The sequence below is a fragment of the Streptomyces blattellae genome, from assembly GCF_009709555.1.
Taxonomy (GTDB): Bacteria; Actinomycetota; Actinomycetes; order Streptomycetales; family Streptomycetaceae; genus Streptomyces; species Streptomyces blattellae.
On sequence record NZ_WJBG01000117.1, the window covers coordinates 38,571 to 58,761 of the forward strand.

Below are 20,191 nucleotides of genomic sequence, written 5' to 3' on the forward strand. Positions count from 1 at the left end.
GTCAGCCTCCTTGGACGGCCGTGAGGACTTCGACGCGGTCTCCCTCGCAGAGGGACGTGGCGGACCACTCCGCGCGCGGGACGACGGTTTCGTTCAGGGCGGCGGCCACTCCGGACGGCGCCGCGGTGAGGGACTTCACAAGGGTGTCGAGGGCGGTGCCGTCGGCGACCTCCCGACGTTCACCGTTGATCCAGACGATCATGCGGGCAGCTCCGTGAGCGCGCCGAAGCGCTTCGGGGTGAAGGGACGGGCCTCCTCCGGGAGTTCACCGGTGGCCAGCGCGTGCGCCATGGCGTCGCCGGTGACCGGCGTGAGCAGCACGCCGTTGCGGTAGTGCCCGGTGGCCAGCAGGAGTCCGGGGAGGTCCGTCGGGCCGAGCAGGGGCGCGTTGTCCGGGGAGCAGGGGCGCAGTCCGGCCCGGGTCTCCGTCAGCGGCAGCTCGGTGAGGCCGGGGACCAACTCGTGGGCGTCGCGCAGCAGCTCGTAGACGCCCCCCGCGGTCACGGTCGTGTCCCAGCCCAGTTCCTCGCTGGTCGCGCCGACGACCAGTTCGCCGTTCTCGCGCGGCACCAGGTAGACATGGCTGCCGCGCACCACGGCGCGCACGGTCCGGCTCAGGAACGGCGCGTGCCGTTGCGGCACGGTCAGCCGCACCACCTGTCCCTTCACGGGCCGTACGGGCGGCAGTACGTCGTCCGGGACGCCCGCGAGCTGCCCGCTCAGGCTGCCTGTGGCGAGGACGACCTGCCCCGCGTCCACGGCCATGCCGTCGCGCGTGACGACACCGGCCGCGCGCTCCCGTACCACCGACAGCCGCTCGGCCCAGGTCCGGTGGAAGGCCACCCCGGCCCGCTCACACGCGGCCACCAGCGCACCGGCGAGGCGCCGCGGGTCGACCTGATGGTCGCCGTCGACCCGCAGCCCGCCGCGCACACCCGGCGCGAGCATCGGCTCCAGGCGCCGGCAATCCCGCCCGGACAGCCACTCGGAGTCCAGCCCCGACGCCCGTTGCAGCGCGTGCAGTTCACGCAGATGGGCGCGGTCGTCGGCGTCCAGTGCGACGGCGAGCGTGCCGCACTGGCGGTAGCCGAGGTCATGGCCGGTCAGCTCGGTGAGTTCGGCCGTGAAGTCCGGGTAGCGGCGGGCCGAGGCGAGGTTCAGGCCCAGCAGGGTCTGCTCGCCGTAGTGCAGTTCGGTGACGGCGGCCAGCATCCCGGCCGCCACCTGTGCGGCCCCGCCGCCCGGTTCGGGATCCACGACGGCCGTGGCGAACCCGCGCTGCGCGGCCCGCCACGCCGTCACGAGTCCGATGATTCCGCCCCCGATGACCAGGACGTCTGCGGTGTCGGACGTAGCTTTGTCGGGCGTATGCGTCTTGTCGGGCGTATGCGCCATGGGCGTCCAGCCCCTCCCTTCGCCGGCATGACCCGGATCAGGTTCGTACGGTCGGAGGCCGCCAGCCTCCCTCTCAGCCCGGTGCGTCCGGGCTCCCGCGAGTGCTCTACGTTGGCCACCCTAGCCTCTGGTTCCGTGCCTCTGTAAGGGAGCCTGTTGTCATGCACCGCTCGCTCGACGGTCTCGTCCTGGCCCCTGTCGCCGACCAAGCCCCAGGTCAGGTCGGTACGCGCACCCGGTTTACGTACCACGAGAAGGACGGGACGATCTGGGCCGAGTACGCGGGCGGGGACGTCGTACGCGGGCACTTGGTGGGTACCCGTGAGGGTGACCGGCTCGACTTCCGGTACGTGCAGCTCAAGGGCGACGGTACGACGTCCTCCGGGCACTGCGTGTCGACCGTCGTCGAACTGCCGGACGGGCGGGTGTGGCTTGAGGAGACCTGGGAGTGGGAGTCGCAGCCGGGCAGCGGCACGAGTGTTGTGGAGCAGGTCACTGAACACGACCGCTGACTGACGGTTCGTCAGTTGTCTATGGTGATCAGGTGAGCGAGCAGACGCAGCAACGAGGCACGTCACAGCCGCGGCGCGTGGTCGTGGCCGGTGCGGGCATGGCCGGCGTGCAGACCGCGGTCGCCCTGCGGGAACAGGGCTTCCCCGGCAGCGTGACGCTGATCGGCGCCGAGCCCCACCAGCCGTACGACCGGCCGCCGCTGTCCAAGGCCGTGCTGCTCGGCAAGGCCGAGGGCTCCGCCTTCGACGTGGACTTCGAGGCGCTCGGCATCGAACTGGAGCTGGGGCGCGAGGTGCTGGGCGTGCGCCCCGCCGACCACGAACTGGATACCGAAGCCGGGCCCGTCCCGTACGACGTCCTGGTCCTCGCCACCGGTGCCGAGCCGATCCGGCTGCCGGGCGCGGAAGGCGTCCCCGGCGTCCATCTGCTGCGCACCCTGGACGACGCCGAGCGACTGCGGCCGGTACTCGCCCGGCAGCACGACATCGTGGTCGTCGGCGCGGGCTGGATCGGGGCGGAGTTCGCGACGGCCGCGCGCGAGGCGGGCTGCGCGGTGACGGTCGTGGAGGCTGCCGACCGGCCGCTCGCGGGGGCGCTGCCCGCCGAGGTGGCCGCGCCGATGGCCGCCTGGTACGCCGACAGCGGAGCGGTGCTGCGGACGCACGCGCGCGTGGAGCGCGTCGAGCCCGGCACGGTCGTCCTCGACGACGGCTCACGGCTGCCCGCGGACGCCGTCGTGGTGGGCATCGGCGCCCGGCCCGCCACCTCCTGGCTCGCCGGTTCGGGCATCAAGCTGGGCAGGCACGGTGAGGTCGTGGCCGACGACCGGCTGCAGACCTCCGTGCCGGACGTCTTCGCGGTCGGCGACTGCGCCTCCTTCCCTTCGGGAAGGTATGGCGAGCGTCTGCTGGTCCACCACTGGGACAACGCCCTCCAGGGGCCACGCACGGTCGCGGCGAACATCATCGGCGAGGCGCCCGCGGTCTACGACCCGGTCCCGTACTTCTGGTCGGAGCAGTTCGGCCGGTTCGTCCAGTACACGGGCCATCACGCGTCCGCCGACACGACCCTGTGGCGCGGTGACCCCCTCGGCCCGTCCTGGACGGTGTGCTGGCTCCGCGAGAGGCGACTGGTCGCCCTGCTGGCGGTGGGCCGCCCCAGGGACCTGGCTCAGGGGCGGCGGCTGATCGAGGCGGGCACGGAGATGAATCCGGTGCTGATCTCGGATCCGGCGAGACCGCTGAAGGCGGCGACGGCGTAACGCGTCCGCGCAGGTCGGACGGGTCTGGCTTCCGACTGTCAGTCCGGGATGGCACGCTTGATCCCGTGACCGAGATTGACGCAAAAATCGATGCTCTCGTCCCCGCCTGGCTCACCCTTCCCGACATCGCAGAGATGCTCGATGTCGAGGTGACCCGCGTCCGGCAGTTGGTCAAGGAGGGCCAGCTCATCGCCGTACGCCGTGGTGAGAACCGTGCGCTGCACGTTCCCGCCGCCTTCATCGACGGGGACAAGGTCGTCAAGGGCCTTTCGGGGACCCTGACGCTCCTGCGGGACGACGGCTTCACCGACGAAGAGATGCTTGAGTGGCTCTTCACCCCGGACGAGAGCCTGCCCGGCACCCCCGCGCAGGCCCTGAGTGAGAATCGCGGCACGGAGGTGAAGCGCCGCGCCCAGGCGCTCGCCGTCTGATCGCCGCACGCTGACCTGAACCCGTCCGGCGTACGGGCCGCGGCCCGCGAAGGGCCACGGCCAGGGTTACGTGCGGCCTACTGCGGCACCATGGTCCACTGCGGCCACCACGGCCGACCGGCACCCGCGACGACATCCACCGCGGCCCGTACGCCACCGACAGTCGCCGTGGCCTGCGCGCCGCGGACGCTGGCCGTGGTTCGTGCACTGCCGATGGTCGCCGTGGTCTGTGTGCTGCGGAGGGTGGCCGTGGTTCGTGCGCGGCTGATGGTTGCCGTGGTCTGTACGCGGCTGATGGTCGCCGGGTCCGCGTGTTGTGGAGGGTGGCCGTGGTTCGTGCGCGGCTGATGGTTGCCGTGGTCTGTACGCGGCTGATGGTGGCCGTGGTCCGCGTGTTGTGGAGGGTGGCCGTGGTTCGTGCGCGGCTGATGGTTGCCGTGGTCTGTACGCGGCTGATGGCCGCCGGGTCCGCGTGCTGCGGACGGTGGCCGTGGTTCGTGCGCCGCTGATGGTCGCCGTGGTCTGTGTGCTGCGGACGGTGGCCGTGGTTCGTGTGCTGCGGACGGTGGCCATGGCCCGTACGACACCGATAGTCGCGTGGTTCGTGCGCCGCGGACAGGCACCGTGGCCCGTATGCCGTCGATAATCGCCGTGCCCATACACCACCGGACAACGGGGGACACCCATGCCCGACATCGCCGCCACCCTGCGCGCCCGGCTCGCCGATGCCCGCGTCTACCTGTGCACGGACGCCCGCACGGGCCAGGGCGACCTGCCCGAGTTCCTCGACGCGGTCCTGGCGGGCGGGGTCGACATCGTGCAGCTGCGGGACAAGGGCATGGAGGCGGCGGAGGAACTGGAGCACCTCCAGGTCTTCGCCGACGCCTGCGCCCGGCACGGCAAGCTCCTCGCGGTCAACGACCGGGCGGACGTCGCGCACGCCGCCCGCGCCGACGTACTCCATCTCGGCCAGGGCGACCTGCCCGTCCCGGCGGCCCGGGCGATCCTCGGCGACGACGTTCTCATCGGCCGCTCGACGCACGCAGACTCCGAGGCCGCCGCGGCCGCGGTCCAGGACGGCGCGGACTACTTCTGCACCGGCCCCTGCTGGCCCACCCCCACCAAGCCCGGCCGCCACGCCCCCGGCCTCGACCTGGTCCGCCACACCGCCGCCCGCGGAACCGACCGCCCCTGGTTCGCCATCGGCGGCATCGACCTGGCCAACCTCGACGAGGTGCTGGAAGCGGGCGCCCGCCGGGTCGTCGTGGTACGGGCCATCACGGAGGCGACGGATCCGGGGGCCGCGGCGGCGCAGTTCGCGAAGCGGCTGCGGGCTGCGTAGCGGCTGACGCAAAATTGTCCGATGGGTGGACAGCAAGACGACAAATCGGGCAAATTTCCGGCCCCCGGTTGGGGGACCGACCCACCCCCACTAACCTGCCCGTATGGCCCTCGGAACCGCATCCACCAGGACTGACCGCGCACGCACCGTGCGCGACATGCTCGCCGCCGGCAAGACGACGTATTCGTTCGAGTTCTACGCGCCGAAGACCCCCAAGGGCGAGCGAAGCCTGTGGAACGCGCTGCGCAGGGTCGAGGCGGTCGCCCCCGACTTCGTCTCGGTGACCTACGGTGCCGGCGGCTCCACCCGCGCGAGCACGGTCAAGGAGACGCAGCAGATCGTCGCCGACACCACCCTCACGCCGGTCGCCCACCTCACCGCGGTCGACCACTCCGTCACCGAGCTGCGCAACGTCATCGGCCAGTTCGCCGACGCCGGCATCCGCAACATGCTCGCCCTGCGCGGCGACCCGCCCGGCGACCCCATGGGCGACTGGGTGCCGCACCCCAGGGGCCTCACCTACGCCGCCGAACTGGTCCAGCTCATCAAGGAGTCGGGCGACTTCTGCGTCGGCGTCGCGGCCTTCCCGGAGATGCACCCGCGCTCCGCCGACTGGGAAAAGGACGTCACGCACTTCGTCGACAAGTGCCGGGCCGGTGCCGACTACGCGATCACGCAGATGTTCTTCCAGCCGGAGTCCTACCTGCGCCTGCGCGACCGCGTCGCGGTCGCCGGCTGCGCGACCCCGGTCATCCCCGAGGTGATGCCGGTCACCAGCGTCAAGATGCTGCAGCGGTTGCCGCAGCTCAGCAACGCCGCCATCCCGGCCGCTCTGAAAGAGCGGATCCTCACAGCAAAAGACGATCCGGCCGCTGTACGCTCGATCGGAATCGAGTTCGCCACGGAGTTCTGTGCGCGGCTGCTGGCCGAGGGAGTGCCCGGGCTGCACTTCATCACACTCAACAACTCCACCGCGACACTGGAAATCTACGAGAACCTGGGCCTGCACCACCCATCGCAGGCCTAGACCGGCCACACAGGTATACGACACACTGCGTAGCGGCCACTGGGAGAGGGGCGTACATGGGCTGGACGGTCCTCTACATCGCGTTCGGCGTGGTCGCGCTCTGGCTGCTCGGCGAGGTGCTGCTGCAGTACAAGGCGCGGCTGCGATGGCGGCTGCTCGCCTTCGTCGGCTTCCTCGGGGTCGTCCTCGGTGTGCTGATCCCCTCCGTGATCGTCATCGGCCTGGGCGCGGCAGCGTTCGCGGTCGGCCAGACGTACGTGACGCTGTCCTTCCGCAGCGGCTTCGCGGACGGCTGGGCGGTCTCCGGCCGCCCGTCGTTCGGCGCGAGCAAGCGCCGCCGCGGCGAACCGGATCACCAGGAGCCGACCCTGGAGGTCAGCGACCTCGCGGCGGCCGACGGCGGTTACGGTCCCGACAACCTCACGTACCCCCAGGGCGACGCCGGTTACGGCCCCGACGACGAGTACGACCGCGACGACGTCTTCACCCCGGCGCGTGCCGCCGATCCCACGGCCGCCGAGACCACCGCGATCTACGAGCCGCAGGCCCTGCCGGACGACACCGGCTCCTACGGCATATACAGCGACGCCTCTTCCTACCCGGGCGGCGAGGACCCGTCGTACGCGGCAGTCGGCCAGACGCAGGACCAGTACGCCTCGGCCGCCCAGGGCGCCGAACAGGCCTATGCGTACGACTACTCGGGCTACGACCAACAGCAGTACGGCTACGACGCCACCGGCCAGCAGCAGTACGCCGCCTACTCCGACCCGTACATCGGCACCCAGACCTACGACGGTTCCGGATACGACGCCGCCTACGGCGGCCAGCAGCAGTACGGCCAGCAGGGCTACGGCCAGGACCCGTACGCCACCGGTGACTACGGCTCGCAGACCCCGCCCGGCGGTGTCTGGGTCCCGCAGCAGCGCACCGACGAGCCCTACGGTGGCGAACTGCCGCCGGAGCAGCCGTATCCGTACGAGGGCAACGGTCAGGCGCAGGGGAACGGGTACGACGAGCAGTACCGCTTCTGAGCCGCCCTCAGCCGGTCACCCGCAGGCTCACTGAGAGCCCCGGAACTCCGGCCCCTCCACGATCAGCCCGGCGACGAGCGCGCCCGACATGCCCGCGTGGGGGAGCCCTCCGCCCGGGTGCGACCAGCCGCCGACGGTGAACAGGCCCGGTATCGCAGTGTTGTTGGCCGGGCACAGCAGGGTGCCCTCCGCCGCGGCCAGCGCGGGTGCGGGGACGCCACCGCCCTCGGCGCCGGTCTCCTGACGGGTGTGCTCCGGGGTGCGGACCTCGCGCCACAGCGTCCGCTCGCGCAGCCCGGGCATCGCGCGCTCGGCCTCGGTGACCATCCGGTCCGCGAAGGCGTCGGCGGCGCCGGGCGCGGTCCAGTCGTGGTGTGTCAGGGACGGCACCGTCGCCGTGAGCACCACGGCTTCGTGGGCGTCGTCGGGACGCAGCGCCGCATCGTCCGGCCGGTCGATCCGGACCGTCGGCCGCGCGGACGGCTCACCGAGCCCGAAGAGGGCCAACTCGCCCTCCCGGTCCGGGGTGTGCACCACCGTGCGGTGCGCGGCCGACGTCTCCCGTCCTCCGCGCAGTGCCAGGCAGACCACGACCCGGCCGGCTGACATGCCCTCGGGGTGGGGTTCGACCGCCTCCGGGGGGTACAGCTCACGGCCGCCCGTCAGATCGCCCAGACGCCACGGTCCGTTGCCGACGACCGTGTCCGCCGCCGCCATGCTCCCGTCGGCGAGTGCCACGCCCGCCGCCCGGCCGTCCTTCTCGACCAGCCCGGTGACCTCGGCACCGAAGTGGAACTCGACCCTGCGGGCCAGACAGCGCTCGTACACCGCGCGGGCCAACTCCCGCATGCCCCCGCGGACATACCAGGTCCCGAAGGCATGCTCCATGTAGGGCAGCACGGCCGCGCTCGCCGGGGCGACCCGCGGATCCAGGCCGTAGGCGAGCGCGTGGCTCTCCAGCAGCGCGGTGAGCCGGGGGTCGCGCAGCTCCCAGGCGGCGACCTCGGCGAGGGTGCCGGCCCGGCGGGTGCGCAGCAGCCGCTTGTGCGGGACCGCCGGGTAGGGCTCGCGCTCGGCCAGCACCGGCCAGTTCGGCCACAGGGGCTCCTCCAGGAGCGGCCGGCGCGTGCGGTCCCAGGCCTCGCGGGCCCGGACCAGGAAGTCGCCCCAGCGGGAGCCCGCGCCGGCGCCCAGCGCATCGTCCAGCGCCGCGACGACGCCCGCGCGTGAGGCGTTCGGCAGGGACGCCTCGGTGCCGTCCGCGAAGACGTGCCGCGCCGACGGGTCGACCTGGGTCAGCTCGACGCACGCCTCCAGCGGCTCCTTGCCGGTCTTGAGGAACAGATCGCGGTAGACCGCGGGCAGCGGCAGCGTCCCGGGGCCGGTGTCGAAGGCGAACCCGTCGCGTTCGATGCGGCGCACCGCACCGCCGTACGTCTCCGTGCGCTCGTACACCGCCACCCGGTGGCCCGCGACGGCCAGCCGGGCGGCTGCCGCCAGTGCGCCCATCCCGGCGCCGATCACCGCAATCCGTGCCATGCGAGGGACTGTATCGGCTGCCACTGACAATCCGCCCGCGGGGCTGTGACCAGGAGCGTTCCAGCGCGGTCGGCCTTGGCGCGGCGCCAGGGGGAGTACGGACACGGAGGTGATCGTGACCAGGCGGGGACGGGGCGTCCTGGGCGGCAGTGCGCAGGACTGAGTATCCGTACCTAGTGAGTGAGATGAGTATGCGCGCGGATGGGGCCCGGCCTGCGTGAACGAGAGAGTGGAGGCACGGAGAGGGGCACGGCTCCGGTACCGGCGGCACGGGGCGCCGGAACGGAGCGGCCCACGATCCGCTCCTTCCGTCGGCCGCGGTCGGCGGGAGCGAGACGGGGGACCCGGGGGAACGACCGAAACGGGGTCCAACGGGGGACACGGGGGACAACGGGGGAGCAGGAGGAAGCGCCGGTTCGATGGTGGCCCGCGGGGGACGCGGCCATATCGGACCGGCGCTTTCCATTGCGCCGCCCCACTGCCTTCCGCCGCGCCGCCCACTTGCCTGCCGTGACGGTCTACGCCCTGCCGCGCACGCGTCCCTGGAGCAGCCGCGAGAGTGCCGCGTGCACGTCGTCCAGCGACCGTTCCGGCTGGAAGGCCTGCCAGTCCAGCGCGGCCACCAGCACCATGCCGACCAACGCGGACGCGGTCAGCGGGATGTCGGTCTCGTCGCTGACCTCGCCGCTCTCGATGCCCGCACGCAGCACGTCCTCAACGACCGCCACCGCCTGCTGCCGTACCACCATCAGGGTGGACTGCCAGGACCGGTTGGTGCGCCACAGCTCGGCCACGTACAGCTGGGTGAACGCCGGATAGCGGTCGATGAAGACGAGGCCGGCCCGGATCATCGCGTCGAGCGCGTCGACCCTGGTGCCGCCCTCCCGGGCCGTGTTTTCGGCCGCCTCCCGAAGGGAGGCGGTGAGGAGGCCCACGCCGTGCCGCAGCAACTCCTCGAAGAGGACGGACTTACTGGCGAAGTTGTAGTAGACCGTGCCCTTCGCGACCCCGGCGCGTTCGGCGATCTCGTCCACGGTGGTGGCGGAGAAGCCCTGCTCGGCGATGAGCGTGACGGCCGCCTCGTAGAGCTTCTGCCGGGTGGCCTCGCGACGGGTACTGCCGCCCGACGTGGCGCTGCTGCGTTCCATGGCCCCGATTCTCACAGGAGCCGTCCCGGAGGAGTCACCGCAGGGCTCACAGGGTCAGCTCTCCCGGTCGAGGCCGGGTCGAGGTCGGTGACACCGGCGACGTGCGCGCCGACCCGGCGTACCGTCGCCATCCGATTCGGCAGCCCGAACTGTCGATCGAAGCAAAAGTCCAGGTCAGAACGGATTGTCAGTGCCATACCTCACGATGGGCACATACGGCACCTCATAGCGTGCCGACCACAGACGACAGGAGGTTCGTCATGGCCAGCTATCACGCAGCAGCCGCCCGCCGGCGCCGCGCCACCGGCCCTGCCCCCTCACTGACCGGCCCGGCGAGCGACGTGCACCCCGTACTGCGCCGGGCCACGGCCCCGCCCGCCGCCCTCGACCTGCTCGCCCAGGCCCGTGCCGGACTGGACGAGGCCGCCGTCCTGGAAACGCCGAACGAGCGCTATGCGACGGCCCACCTCGCCGCCCTGCGCACCGCCGCCGCCGTGCTCGCCGCGCGGGGGCGCCCGGAGCCCGCGTCGCGACGCCGGGCGCGCATCAGGAGCGCCTGGGAAGTGCTCCCCGAAATCGCGCCCGAGCTCACCGAATGGAGCGCCCTGTTCGCCTCCGGGGCCCGGCGCCGTGCCCGGGCCGAGGCCGGTATCCAGGGCGCGGCCACCCGCCGCGACGCCGACGACCTGATACGCGACGTGGCGATGTTTCTCCGCCTGGTCGAGCGGATGCTGGTCCTCCAGCCGGTCCTCCCACACCCACGTCAGGACGGGGACCGGCCGGAGGAGGACCGGGCCGCGCCACGGGACATGCCGGACGCGGGCTGACAGGGGCTGGTGCGTGGCATGGCAGGACCTCGCGTTTCTGCCGGGGCGGGCGCGGCACAGCACCGTGGGTTCCTGCCCGGCGCCGCAGAGCACCGCGGGTTCCTGTCGGCGGCGCAGAGCACCGCGGGTTCCTGCCCGGCGCCGCACGGCACGACGTGCCCAGGAGCCCGGCGCACAGCGCAGCACAGTGCCCGGCACCGCAGTGACCAGGTGTGGCGCCGGAGGCAATAGGGTGGAAGCGCCTGACGCCTCCCTTCTCCCGTCGCCGGGGCCGGGGAGGCAGCCCGTTCGCTCCGCCGCGTGAGGCGGTGCCGCGCCGAGGAGTCAACTGCCGTGTCGGACCCGATGCGCCCGCCCGTCTCCCACCGCCCCGAATCGACGCCGCTGCGCTCCGACCCCTCTCGCCCCCGTGGCTCGCTCCGTACCGCCGTGGTCTGGGAGGTCCTCCAGGACGCGCTCGACCGCCGGGCGAAGGCCACGGGCCGGCAGGCGCTGGACGTCCTCGACACCGGCGGCGGCAGCGGCAACTTCGCGGTGCCCGTGGCCCGCCTCGGCCATCGCGTCACCGTCGTCGACCCCAGCCCGAACGCCCTGTTCGCCCTGGAGCGCCGCGCCGCCGAGGCCGGCGTCGCCGATCGTGTGCAGGGCGTGCAGGGCGACGTCCACGGCCTCTTCGACGTGGTCGAGCGGGGCGGCTACGACGTCGTGCTGTGCCACGGCGTCCTGGAGTACGTGGACGACCCGGCCGAGGGCGTCCGCAACGCCGTGGCCGCCCTGCGCTCCGATGGCGTCCTGAGCCTGCTCGCCGCCGGCCTCGGCGGTGCCGTGCTCGCGCGGGCGCTCGCCGGGCACTTCAAGGAAGCCCAGCAGGCCCTCGACGACCCGGACGGCCGCTGGGGCGCCGGCGACCCCATGCCGCGCCGCTTCACCGCACACCAGCTCACCGATCTGGTCGAGGCCGCGGGCCTGAGCGTGGGCGCCGTGCACGGCGTACGCGTCTTCGCCGACCTCGTCCCCGGCGTGCTCGTGGACACCGAGCCCGGCGCCCTGGACGCCCTGCTCAGGCTGGAGGCCGCGGCCGCCGAGCTCGCGGCGTTCCACTCCGTGGCCACGCAGCTTCATGTGCTCGGTGAGACCCAGGGTGCGGTCGATGCCTGAGCTTCTCCCGTGGTGAGTCGCTGATCAGGGACTTGGCTGCAGATGGAGTACGCCACAGGCCCCCCGATCGGGCGCTCTGCGCCGTATGATCGAGGGAGACCGCCTGGCATGACGGGTCGGCTGCTGGGGAATGGAAGCCTCAGTGGGCCGGGACGGCCATGACAGATTCCGGTTGGCCAATTGGCGTAGAGGGGCGGGTTTCACGGGGGCGATTCCCTGCCTATCCTGAAGGGACCCCCCGGGTCGCCCCGGCGACTGCACGATGAGGAGGACTCCGTGCCGCTCTCGGAGCACGAGCAGCGCATGCTCGAGCAGATGGAGCGAGCGCTGTACGCCGAAGATCCCAAGTTCGCGACAGCGCTTGAGGGAAGCGGGCTGCGCACGTACACCCGGCGACGGGTCTACCAGGCGGTCGCGGGCTTCCTCGTAGGTATCGCGCTCCTCATGGCAGGAGTCGTCGCCAAGCAGGTCTGGCTCAGTGTGGTGGGCTTCCTCGTCATGCTGGGCTGTGCGGTACTCGCCGTGACCGGCTGGCGCAAGGCTCCCAAGCCGGGCGAACAGCCCGCCGCGGATGCCCAGCAGGCCGGCCGTCAGGGACGGCAGCGGCGCTCCATGATGGACCGTATCGAACAGCGTTGGCAGCGCCGCCGCGACGAACAGGGCGGCGGCCATTAGCTTCACGCCCAGGACTCTTCAGAGCATGGCGTGAGGGGGTGACCACCATCGGGTGGTCACCCCCTCACGTATGCCCTCCTACCCCGGTACAGCAAGCGGTAGGGCCCCGCCTTCCGAGGCGCTGAGGCTTCGGAAGGCGGGGCCCTGGGGAGCAGATTCAGCCAGGTTCCGCGACCGGGCGCGGCCCGGTTCTCAGCTCTGCTGCCGCGACGGCTTGCGCAGGGTCGGTCGTGCCGCCGCCGCGCGTGCCGTGAAGCGCGTCCACCAGGCCGACGCCGCCCACACCACCCGTACGGTCGACCGCGGAGCGAACAGCGCGCGCAGCCTCGTGCCGCGGTCGACGGTGCTCCGCAGGGCGCCGATCACCCCGCGGACGTCGTCCGCGAGGCCCGCCATCGGGCGCGGGTGCGGGGCATAGAGCACCTGTTCCACCGCGTCCGCCACCCGGTGCACCGCAGCCTCGGCCGTTGGATCGAGATGACCGAGCCGGACGATACGGGCTGCCGCCTTGCGTGGAGTCTGCGACTCGTCCGGCGCGATGCCGAAGTCCCAGGCCGTGTCCGTCAGTTCCTGCCAGACCGAGAGGGTGTGCAGCGCCGCGCCGGCCTCGCTGCGGCCGTGCGCCCCCAGCCGTACGGCCCGGATGCGCAGCCGCAGCAGCATCGGCGCCAGAGGGATCGCCAACGCCGCGAGCCCGCCGAGGATCCAGGCCAGCACGACGTACCACTTCGGGCCGTCGCCGCCACTGCTCAGTGCGGCCGCCTGGGATTCGCTCGGGCAGGCCTCCAGCCTCTTCTGCTCCGCCGTGCAGGACTCGCTGGTCGACGGCGACGCGGACGGCGCGGCGCTCGCGGACTGGCTCGGCTGCGTCACGTCCGGAAGCGTGCTGCCGGGGGCCTCCGGCTGCGTGTACTCGGGCGTCGTACCCCGCGTGGGCGTCGGCTCGAAGCGGGTCCAGCCCACCCCCTCGAAGTACAGCTCGGGCCAGGCGTGCGCGTCCCTCAGCGACACCGACACCGAACCGTCCGCCTGCGGCGAACCGGGTGCGAAGCCCACCGCCACCCGGGCGGGTATGTCCAGGCTGCGGGCCATCGCCGCCATCGCGAAGGAGAAGTGGACGCAGAAGCCCTGCTTGTCCCGCAGGAAGCGGGCGATCGCCGTGGAGCCGCTGCCGACCTCGACCTGGGTGTCGTACTGGAAGCCGCCGGTCAGCGAGAAGTAGTCCTGGAGCTTGACCGCCTCCTCGTAGTGGTTCTGCGAGCCTTCGGTGACCTCGCGGGCGGTCTCGGACACCACCGCCGGCAGCGACTCCGGCAGGTCGGTGTACTCGCGCTTCAGGGCCGCGTCGGGCTCCGGGGCCGAGGCCAGCTGGTCCGCCGTCGGCTGCACGTCGAGGCTCGTCACCTCGTATGTCTCACCGCGGGTGTTCTGGCCGTCGTCGCCGACCAGGGTCATGCCCACGGGTTCGTATCGCCAGTTGCCCTCGATGTCGACGCTGCTCGGCGGGTACGGCATCGGCAGCCAGTCCTGGGCGTACGAGTCGGCCGCGGTGATACGGGTCTGCACCTCCGAGCGCCGGACGTCGGCCCCGAGGCCGGGCGGCGTCGGGAGCTCCTCCGGCACCGCGACGATGTCGCGCCGGGACGGCCTCCAGGTGGTGCCGTCGAATTCGTCCAGGGACACGATCCGCAGATACTGGGCCGGGGCGTCTTCCGGGACCGTGCGCAGGGACATGACCTCGCGGTCCTCTTCCACGTTCAGACTGTCGCGCAGGGAGACCAGCGGGTTGACCGCGGAGATCGTGCCGCCGTCCCCGTTGCCGGAGCCGACGCCCGTCCCGGTGCCGTCCAGCAGGCCGCCGTTCATCGAGGGCAGGGCGAGCGGCACCACCAGGGCGAGACCGAGCGCGAACACGCCGATTCGTCTGCCGGTGCGGATCGGCGCCACCGCGCCGCCGGCCGCCACGCCCGGGGCGCGCGGGGCCCCGGCGAAGACCCGGCCCCACTGGGAGAGCCGGTCACGTCCCTCGGCGAGGAGCAGCGTCAGGTAACCCGCGGCGGCGACCACGAACCACAGCCAGTCGGCGTCGCCGTCGGACAGCCCCGCCGCCACCGAGTACAGCGCGAGCAGCGGCAGCCCGGCCGGGGCCGCGCTGCGGAACGTCACCGCGATGATGTCCACCGTCAGCCCGATGATCAGGACACCGCCGACCAGCATCAACCGGATGCCGGGGTTCAGCGGCGCTGGGATCGAGTAGCGGTTGATGTCGTCCGCGCCCTCTTGGAGCAGCACGCCGAACTGCTGGAAGGCCTCCGGTCCGGGGATCAGGCCGACGAGGGCCTGCTCACGGACGAAGACGAGGGTCAGCAGCAACAGCGTGACCAGCATCTGCGCGGCCACGGTCAGCGGCCGGGCCAGTGGCACCTGCCGGGCCGCCGCGCCCACGCCCGTCTGGACCGCCAGCAGCATGGCCGCCTGCAGCAGCCAGCTCTCCGGGTCGACCAGCGGCAACAGGGCGCACGCCGACATCAACGTGGCCGCCCAGGCGCACAGCGCCAGTCGTGCCCGCCCGCTCATGACCGCCCCTCCCCACCGGCCGCGGCCATACCGGTGCGCTCGCGGTCCGCCTGACGCCACAGTTCGTTCAGCGAAGCGCCCCGCGGCACGCTCACGGCCGTCCAGCCGGCCTCGCGCAGCATCCGCATCCGCTCCTCGCCACTGTCCAACGGCCCGGGGACATCGGTCGGTTCCCGCACCCACGGGTCACTGTCCAGCACGAAGGCGACCGCACCTCCGCTGCGCTGGCGCATCTTCGCGACCACCGCGGCCTGTTCGTCGTCGAGGTCGCCGAGAAAGGCCACCAGCAGCCCCTCGTTGCCGCCGCGCAGCATGTCGTAGGCGCGCGACAGACCCGCGCCGTCCGAGTGGTCGACCACCGCGAGTGTGTCCATCATCAGTCCGGCCGCGTCCGCCGACTCCTGGCTCGCGCCCGCGAACCCGTCGGCGCCCTCGCCGGGCACCGAGGTGCCGGTGTCCGTCACCAGCCGCACCGAGAAGCCTTGTTCGAGCATGTGCACCAGCACGGAAGCCGCGCCGGACACCGCCCACTCGAAGGCCGAGTCGGGGCCCGCGCCTTGATAGGCGAGGCCCCGGGTGTCGAGCAGCACCGTGCAGCGGGAGCGCTGCGGCTGCTCCTCGCGACGCACCATCAACTCGCCGTAGCGTGCGGTCAGGCGCCAGTGCACCCGGCGCAGATCGTCGCCGTGGCGATACCCGCGCGGGATCACGTCGTCCTCGCCGGCCAGTGCCAGCGAGCGCTGCCGCCCGTCGCCGTATCCCTTCGCCTCGCCGCTGAGCCGCACCGGCGCCAGCGCTTCCACGCGCGGGATGACGGTCAGGGTGTCGTACGTCGAGAACGACCGGGTCAGTTCGCACATGCCGAACGGGTCGGTCAGCCGCAGCTGCAGGGGCCCGAGCGGGTAGCGGCCGCGCAGGTCGGAGCGGACGCGGTAGGACACCTCACGCCGGCCGCCCGCCTCCACCCGGTCCAGGATGAAGCGGGGGCGCGGGCCGAGGACGTACGGCACCCGGTCCTGGAGCATCAGCATGCCGGTGGGCAGCCGCGAGACGTTGTCCATCCGCAGATGGACCCGGGCCTCGTCGCCGGCGGGTACGCGCGCGGGGGCGAGCCGGCGGCTGCCGGCGACCCGGTAGCGGGTGCGGTAGAGCACGGTCGCGCACACCAGGGGCAGCGCGGCCAGCAGCAGGCCGACCCGCAGCAGATCGCTCTGCCCGAGGACGTACGCGCAGATCGCCGCCGCCACTCCGGCGGCCAGGAAGGAGCGTCCCCGCGTGGTCAGCCCCGCCAGCGCCGTGCGCACACCGCCCTTCTCGCCCTGGCCGTCCTCCGTCGCCTGCGGAGTGCCGCCGGTGGTCATCACAGCCTCCGCGGCGGCTGCTGCCCGTACGCCGTCGCGCCGTTGGCCAGGCCGAGGCCCGGTTGCTGCTGGGGCGCCGCGGGAACGGGGGTGCGCTGCAGGATCTCCTGCACGACCTGCTCCGACGTACGGCGGTTCAGCTGGGCCTGGGCGGTGGGCAGCAGCCGGTGGGCCAGCACGCTCACGGCCAGGCTCTGCACATCGTCCGGCAGTGCGTACTCCCGGCCGCTGAGGGCGGCCGACGCCTTCGCCGCGCGCAGCAGATGCAGCGTCGCGCGCGGGGAGGCGCCGAGTCTGAGGTCGGGGTGGCTGCGCGTGGCGGCGACCAGCTCGACGGCGTACCGCCGGACCGCCTCGGCTACATGCACCTCGCGCACGGCCTCGACCAGCTTCACGATCTCGTGCGCATGGGCCACCGGCTGGAGGTCGTCCAGGGGGTTCACCCCGCCGTGCACGTCCAGCATCTGCAGCTCGGCGTCCGCGCTCGGGTAGCCGATGGAGACGCGGGCCATGAAGCGGTCGCGCTGGGCCTCCGGCAGCGGGTAGGTGCCCTCCATCTCGACCGGGTTCTGCGTGGCCACCACCATGAAGGGACTGGGCAGCTCATAGGTCTGCCCGTCGATGGTGACCTGGCGCTCCTCCATGGACTCCAGCAGCGCGGACTGGGTCTTCGGCGAGGCGCGGTTGATCTCGTCGCCGATCACGATCTGGGCGAAGATCGCGCCGGGCTTGAACTCGAAGTCACGGCGCTGCTGGTCCCAGATGGACACACCGGTGATGTCCGAGGGCAGCAGGTCGGGCGTGAACTGAATCCGTCGCACCGAACAGTCGATGGACCGCGCCAGCGCCTTGGCCAGCATTGTCTTGCCCACACCTGGAACGTCTTCGATCAGAAGATGTCCCTCGGCGAGCAATACGGTCAGCGAAAGCCGTACGACCTCGGGCTTGCCCTCGATCACATCCTCCACCGAACTGCGGACACGCTCCACAGTGGCGGTCAGATCAGTGAGGTTCGCTCGATCGTCATAGGTCGTCACCCGGCCCTCCTCGGCCCGTTCTGTCCGGGCCGCCGCTCTGCGCTGCGGACCGGCCCACCCCTGGAACACGGACACCACACGTGAAAAGTTCCGCGTGACGCCACACCCGCATTCTTGCTGCCGTTACCGTTTCGTGTCACTCGCCTGCGGACAACTGGCCGCGATTTGCCGGTGTTATGGCCTTTTGGGCACCCCCGAACCAGGAAATCAACAGCGAAACGACAGCTTTGGCGGCGGGTTACGCGGGGTTCTGCGGCCGGTTACGCGGGGTCGATCTCGCGCAGCAGACCTGTCTTCACGTCGAACACAAAGCCCCGCACATCGTCGGTATGCAGCAGAAACGGCGACGTGCGCACGCGCTGCATCGACTGCCGTACGTCCTGGTCGACATCCCGGAAAGCCTCCACCGCCCAGGCGGGCCGCTGGCCGACCTCCATCTCCAGGTCGTGCCGGAACTCCTCGGTGAGGGTCTCCAGACCGCAGCCGGTGTGATGGATGAGGACCACACTGCGCGTGCCGAGCGCGCGCTGGCTGATGGTCAGGGAGCGGATCACGTCGTCGGTGACCACGCCGCCCGCGTTGCGGATGGTGTGGCAGTCGCCCAACTCCAGGCCGAGCGCGTCGTGCAGGTCGAGGCGGGCGTCCATGCACGCCACGACGGCGACATGCAGAACGGGACGGGCGTCCATCCCCGGGTCGGTGAATGCGGCGGCATACCGCGCGTTGGCGTCTACGAGACGATCGGTGACGGTGCCGGCCGATATGGCGCCTTCGGGTCCAGCGGGAACTGATGCGGAAGTCGTCATACCCATGACGGTACTGGTCACGTCCGATCTGGGCCCGCTGTGAGAGAGGACAAAGAACATCAATGAACCTTGTTGTGAGGTAACCCACAAGTGGGACCGGGGAGCCCTCGGACGAGTGGTTTTCCGTGCCGGCCGCTTCCTGCGCGCCCTGGGCCGCGACGCGCAGGCCGGTTGATTGACCGCGAGAGAGCGTGGACTAAAGTGGCGCGAGGTGGGAGGCGAGACTCTCCCTGCTGGACTGCATTCCCCCGGAGACCCCGGTGATTTTCCGGAGATCTCCCCGCGTGCGCGGCGCGTACGTACGGCTCGGCCTCCTCCCGCTCCCGGTCGGCTGACGCTTCCGGCGCCGGCCGGCATTCCCCTTGTCGAGCGGGCCGGGACCCGGCGGTGCGTGCGGGACCGCCGGATCTGAGAGGGCCCGCAATCAAATGGGGCGCGAAGCGCATTCGAATGAGGGTGGTGGCGGGCGACGGGTGGGAGAGAGCCGACACGTCCCGGTGATGCTCCAGCGGTGCCTGGACCTGTTGGCCCCCGCCCTCCAGGCCCCCGGAGCGGTGGTGGTCGACTGCACGCTCGGTCTCGGCGGCCACAGCGAAGCCCTGCTCGCGCGGTTCCCCGAGGCCCGGCTGGTCGCCCTCGACCGGGACAAGGAGGCCCTGCGCCTGTCCGGCGAGCGGCTCGCCCCCTTCGGTGAGCGGGCCACCCTGGTGCACGCCGTGTACGACGAGCTGCCGGACGTACTGGACCGGCTCGGCATCGCGCCCGTGCAGGGCGTCCTCTTCGACCTCGGCGTCTCCTCCATGCAGCTCGACGAGGCCGGCCGCGGTTTCGCCTACGCGCAGGACGCGCCACTGGACATGCGCATGGACCAGACGACCGGCATCAGCGCCGCCGAGGTCCTCAACACCTACCCGGCGGGCGAGCTCGTCCGGATCCTGCGTATGTACGGCGAGGAGAAGCAGGCCAAGCGGATCGTCGCCGCGATCGTGCGGGAGCGCGAGAAGGAGCCGTTCAGCAACAGCGCCCGGCTCGTGGAGCTGATCCGGGACGCGCTGCCCCAGGCCGCCAAACGCACCGGCGGCAACCCGGCCAAGCGCACCTTCCAGGCCCTGCGTATCGAGGTCAACGGGGAACTCTCCGTCCTTCAGCGGGCGATCCCGGCGGCCGTGAAGACGCTCGCCGTGGGCGGACGGATCGCCGTGCTGTCGTATCACTCGCTGGAGGACCGGCTGGTCAAGCAGGTGTTCGCGACCGGCGCCGCCGGCACCGCGCCGCCCGGTCTGCCGGTCGTCCCCGAGCGCTACCAGCCGCGGCTCAAGCTGCTCACCCGCGGCGCCGAACTTCCCACCGAGGAAGAGGTCGCAGACAACCGGCGAGCGGCACCGGCGCGACTGCGCGGAGCCCAGCGGGTCAGGGAAGACGTTGATTAGGGGTGTGAGGGGCGTGAGTGGGTTGGGAAACCGGACCCGCAGATGGGCGAGTCGGTTGGGGAACCGGACTCAGGGGAGGGCGAGTGAGTAGCAAACCCCAGCTGAGAGGGCGGGCGGCACGTCTCGCACGCCTCATCCCAGGAGCGATGGGCCGCAAGCAGGCCGCCCGTACCCCCTTCGTCCTCCTGGTCGTCCTCCTGCTCGGCGGCGGCCTCATCGGACTCCTGGTGCTGAACTCGGCGCTCAGCGCAGGGTCGTTCAGACTCGACGACCTGCAGAAGGAGACCCAGAGCCTCACCGACGAGGAACAGGCCCTGCAACGGGACATCGACGCCTACGCGGCCCCCGACGCCCTCCAGCGCCGTGCCCTCGAACTCGGCATGATCCCCGGCGGCGACCCCGCCTTCCTCGCCCCCGACGGCACCGTGAAGGGCGTCCCCTCACCCGCCGGGGCCTTCGAGACGGACGAGTTCGCGCCCCTCGTGCTCGCCCCCGAGGCGCTGTCGGCCGACCCGGCGGCAGACCCGGCCACGATCCCGACGCCCACCCCCCTGGACGCCGCGGCGCTCCCGACGCCCGCCGCGCCCGCAGTACCGGCCCCCACTCCGACCACAACCCCCGGCAGGTGACGGA

19 protein-coding genes and 1 riboswitch are annotated in these 20,191 nt (G+C 72.0%); of the genes, 11 read left to right on the forward strand and 8 right to left on the reverse strand.

The features are described 5' to 3' along the window. Position 1 precedes the first annotated feature (1 nt). Both thiS and thiO read right to left on the reverse strand, forming a co-directional pair. On the reverse strand, positions 2 to 202 hold the full coding sequence (thiS, locus tag GFH49_RS08485; RefSeq protein ID WP_155055177.1) for a sulfur carrier protein ThiS: 201 nt from the start codon (positions 200 to 202) through the stop codon (positions 2 to 4). Continuing rightward, a complete protein-coding gene (gene thiO, locus GFH49_RS08490; protein WP_155055178.1) occupies positions 199 to 1,395 on the reverse strand; it encodes a glycine oxidase ThiO in 1,197 nt (398 codons plus the stop codon). The genes thiS and thiO overlap by 4 nt, the downstream gene beginning before the upstream one ends. Then, positions 1,393 to 1,504, reverse strand: a riboswitch (TPP riboswitch). Its footprint overlaps the gene before it by 3 nt. A 52-nt stretch (positions 1,505 to 1,556) precedes the next feature. On the opposite strand from thiO, the gene GFH49_RS08495 reads away from it, so the two are divergent. From GFH49_RS08495 to GFH49_RS08520, 6 genes are all read left to right on the forward strand, one after another. Next, positions 1,557 to 1,907, forward strand: coding sequence for an avidin-fold protein (locus GFH49_RS08495; protein WP_155055180.1), 351 nt, complete (start codon positions 1,557 to 1,559; stop codon positions 1,905 to 1,907). Positions 1,908 to 1,939: 32 nt separating this feature from the next. Then, positions 1,940 to 3,169 carry an NAD(P)/FAD-dependent oxidoreductase gene (locus tag GFH49_RS08500; RefSeq protein WP_155055181.1) on the forward strand — a complete coding sequence of 410 codons (1,230 nt, stop codon included), beginning with the start codon at positions 1,940 to 1,942 and terminating at the stop codon, positions 3,167 to 3,169. Positions 3,170 to 3,234: 65 nt separating this feature from the next. After that, positions 3,235 to 3,600, forward strand: coding sequence for an Rv2175c family DNA-binding protein (locus tag GFH49_RS08505; RefSeq protein ID WP_031483328.1), 366 nt, complete (start codon positions 3,235 to 3,237; stop codon positions 3,598 to 3,600). A gap of 685 nt (positions 3,601 to 4,285) precedes the next feature. Next, positions 4,286 to 4,942, forward strand: coding sequence for a thiamine phosphate synthase (gene thiE, locus GFH49_RS08510; protein ID WP_155055182.1), 657 nt, complete (start codon positions 4,286 to 4,288; stop codon positions 4,940 to 4,942). Positions 4,943 to 5,045: 103 nt separating this feature from the next. After that, positions 5,046 to 5,969 carry a methylenetetrahydrofolate reductase [NAD(P)H] gene (gene metF / locus GFH49_RS08515; RefSeq protein WP_155055183.1) on the forward strand — a complete coding sequence of 308 codons (924 nt, stop codon included), beginning with the start codon at positions 5,046 to 5,048 and terminating at the stop codon, positions 5,967 to 5,969. Positions 5,970 to 6,025: 56 nt separating this feature from the next. Then, positions 6,026 to 7,000, forward strand: a complete 975-nt coding sequence (locus tag GFH49_RS08520) for an SCO2102 family sporulation regulator (protein ID WP_155055184.1) — start codon at positions 6,026 to 6,028, stop codon at positions 6,998 to 7,000. 27 nt (positions 7,001 to 7,027) lie between these two features. On the opposite strand, the gene GFH49_RS08525 is transcribed toward GFH49_RS08520, so the two are convergent. Together GFH49_RS08525 and GFH49_RS08530 are read right to left on the reverse strand one after the other, a co-directional pair. Further along, the gene (locus GFH49_RS08525) at positions 7,028 to 8,539 is read right to left on the reverse strand and encodes a phytoene desaturase family protein (protein WP_155055185.1); all 1,512 of its coding nucleotides are present in this window, start codon (positions 8,537 to 8,539) and stop codon (positions 7,028 to 7,030) included. 518 nt (positions 8,540 to 9,057) lie between these two features. Continuing rightward, positions 9,058 to 9,687: a TetR/AcrR family transcriptional regulator gene (locus tag GFH49_RS08530; RefSeq protein ID WP_155055186.1), complete on the reverse strand. Its 630-nt coding sequence runs from the start codon at positions 9,685 to 9,687 to the stop codon at positions 9,058 to 9,060. A gap of 260 nt (positions 9,688 to 9,947) precedes the next feature. On the opposite strand from GFH49_RS08530, the gene GFH49_RS08535 reads away from it, so the two are divergent. From GFH49_RS08535 to GFH49_RS08545, 3 genes are all read left to right on the forward strand, one after another. Further along, entirely contained in the window at positions 9,948 to 10,514 is a 567-nt protein-coding gene (locus tag GFH49_RS08535) for an SAV_6107 family HEPN domain-containing protein (RefSeq protein WP_155055187.1), read from the forward strand. A gap of 333 nt (positions 10,515 to 10,847) precedes the next feature. Next, positions 10,848 to 11,672: a methyltransferase gene (locus GFH49_RS08540; RefSeq protein ID WP_196217896.1), complete on the forward strand. Its 825-nt coding sequence runs from the start codon at positions 10,848 to 10,850 to the stop codon at positions 11,670 to 11,672. Positions 11,673 to 11,948: 276 nt separating this feature from the next. Beyond that, on the forward strand, positions 11,949 to 12,347 hold the full coding sequence (locus tag GFH49_RS08545; protein ID WP_155055189.1) for an SCO2097 family morphological protein: 399 nt from the start codon (positions 11,949 to 11,951) through the stop codon (positions 12,345 to 12,347). A 192-nt stretch (positions 12,348 to 12,539) separates the two neighbouring features. Here the strand turns inward: GFH49_RS08545 and GFH49_RS08550 are convergent, their stop codons facing one another. The 4 genes from GFH49_RS08550 to GFH49_RS08565 form a co-directional block, all read right to left on the reverse strand. Then, the gene (locus tag GFH49_RS08550) at positions 12,540 to 14,924 is read right to left on the reverse strand and encodes a transglutaminase TgpA family protein (protein ID WP_155055190.1); all 2,385 of its coding nucleotides are present in this window, start codon (positions 14,922 to 14,924) and stop codon (positions 12,540 to 12,542) included. Further along, positions 14,921 to 16,285, reverse strand: a complete 1,365-nt coding sequence (locus GFH49_RS08555; protein ID WP_155055192.1) for a DUF58 domain-containing protein — start codon at positions 16,283 to 16,285, stop codon at positions 14,921 to 14,923. The genes GFH49_RS08550 and GFH49_RS08555 overlap by 4 nt, the downstream gene beginning before the upstream one ends. Beyond that, positions 16,285 to 17,322, reverse strand: coding sequence for an AAA family ATPase (locus GFH49_RS08560; protein ID WP_155055194.1), 1,038 nt, complete (start codon positions 17,320 to 17,322; stop codon positions 16,285 to 16,287). The genes GFH49_RS08555 and GFH49_RS08560 overlap by 1 nt, the downstream gene beginning before the upstream one ends. A 260-nt stretch (positions 17,323 to 17,582) precedes the next feature. Beyond that, positions 17,583 to 18,128 carry a beta-class carbonic anhydrase gene (locus tag GFH49_RS08565; protein ID WP_155055196.1) on the reverse strand — a complete coding sequence of 182 codons (546 nt, stop codon included), beginning with the start codon at positions 18,126 to 18,128 and terminating at the stop codon, positions 17,583 to 17,585. Between the two features lie 473 nt (positions 18,129 to 18,601). Between GFH49_RS08565 and rsmH the strand changes: the two genes are divergently transcribed. Both rsmH and ftsL read left to right on the forward strand, forming a co-directional pair. Next, the gene (gene rsmH, locus GFH49_RS08570; protein WP_155055198.1) at positions 18,602 to 19,558 is read left to right on the forward strand and encodes a 16S rRNA (cytosine(1402)-N(4))-methyltransferase RsmH; all 957 of its coding nucleotides are present in this window, start codon (positions 18,602 to 18,604) and stop codon (positions 19,556 to 19,558) included. A gap of 83 nt (positions 19,559 to 19,641) precedes the next feature. Next, positions 19,642 to 20,187 (forward strand): cell division protein FtsL, encoded by a 546-nt coding sequence (ftsL, locus tag GFH49_RS08575; RefSeq protein ID WP_196217897.1) that lies wholly within the window; start codon positions 19,642 to 19,644, stop codon positions 20,185 to 20,187. Positions 20,188 to 20,191: the final 4 nt, after the last annotated feature.

Coding starts and splice junctions, on each gene's coding strand:
- thiS (WP_155055177.1), bottom strand. CDS start 202: ATGATCGTCTGGATCAACGGTGAACGTCGGGAGGTCGCCGACGGCACC.
- thiO (WP_155055178.1), bottom strand. CDS start 1,395: ATGGCGCATACGCCCGACAAGACGCATACGCCCGACAAAGCTACGTCC.
- GFH49_RS08495 (WP_155055180.1), top strand. CDS start 1,557: ATGCACCGCTCGCTCGACGGTCTCGTCCTGGCCCCTGTCGCCGACCAA.
- thiE (WP_155055182.1), top strand. CDS start 4,286: ATGCCCGACATCGCCGCCACCCTGCGCGCCCGGCTCGCCGATGCCCGC.
- metF (WP_155055183.1), top strand. CDS start 5,046: ATGGCCCTCGGAACCGCATCCACCAGGACTGACCGCGCACGCACCGTG.
- GFH49_RS08520 (WP_155055184.1), top strand. CDS start 6,026: ATGGGCTGGACGGTCCTCTACATCGCGTTCGGCGTGGTCGCGCTCTGG.
- GFH49_RS08525 (WP_155055185.1), bottom strand. CDS start 8,539: ATGGCACGGATTGCGGTGATCGGCGCCGGGATGGGCGCACTGGCGGCA.
- GFH49_RS08530 (WP_155055186.1), bottom strand. CDS start 9,687: ATGGAACGCAGCAGCGCCACGTCGGGCGGCAGTACCCGTCGCGAGGCC.
- GFH49_RS08535 (WP_155055187.1), top strand. CDS start 9,948: ATGGCCAGCTATCACGCAGCAGCCGCCCGCCGGCGCCGCGCCACCGGC.
- GFH49_RS08550 (WP_155055190.1), bottom strand. CDS start 14,924: ATGAGCGGGCGGGCACGACTGGCGCTGTGCGCCTGGGCGGCCACGTTG.
- GFH49_RS08555 (WP_155055192.1), bottom strand. CDS start 16,285: ATGACCACCGGCGGCACTCCGCAGGCGACGGAGGACGGCCAGGGCGAG.
- GFH49_RS08565 (WP_155055196.1), bottom strand. CDS start 18,128: ATGACGACTTCCGCATCAGTTCCCGCTGGACCCGAAGGCGCCATATCG.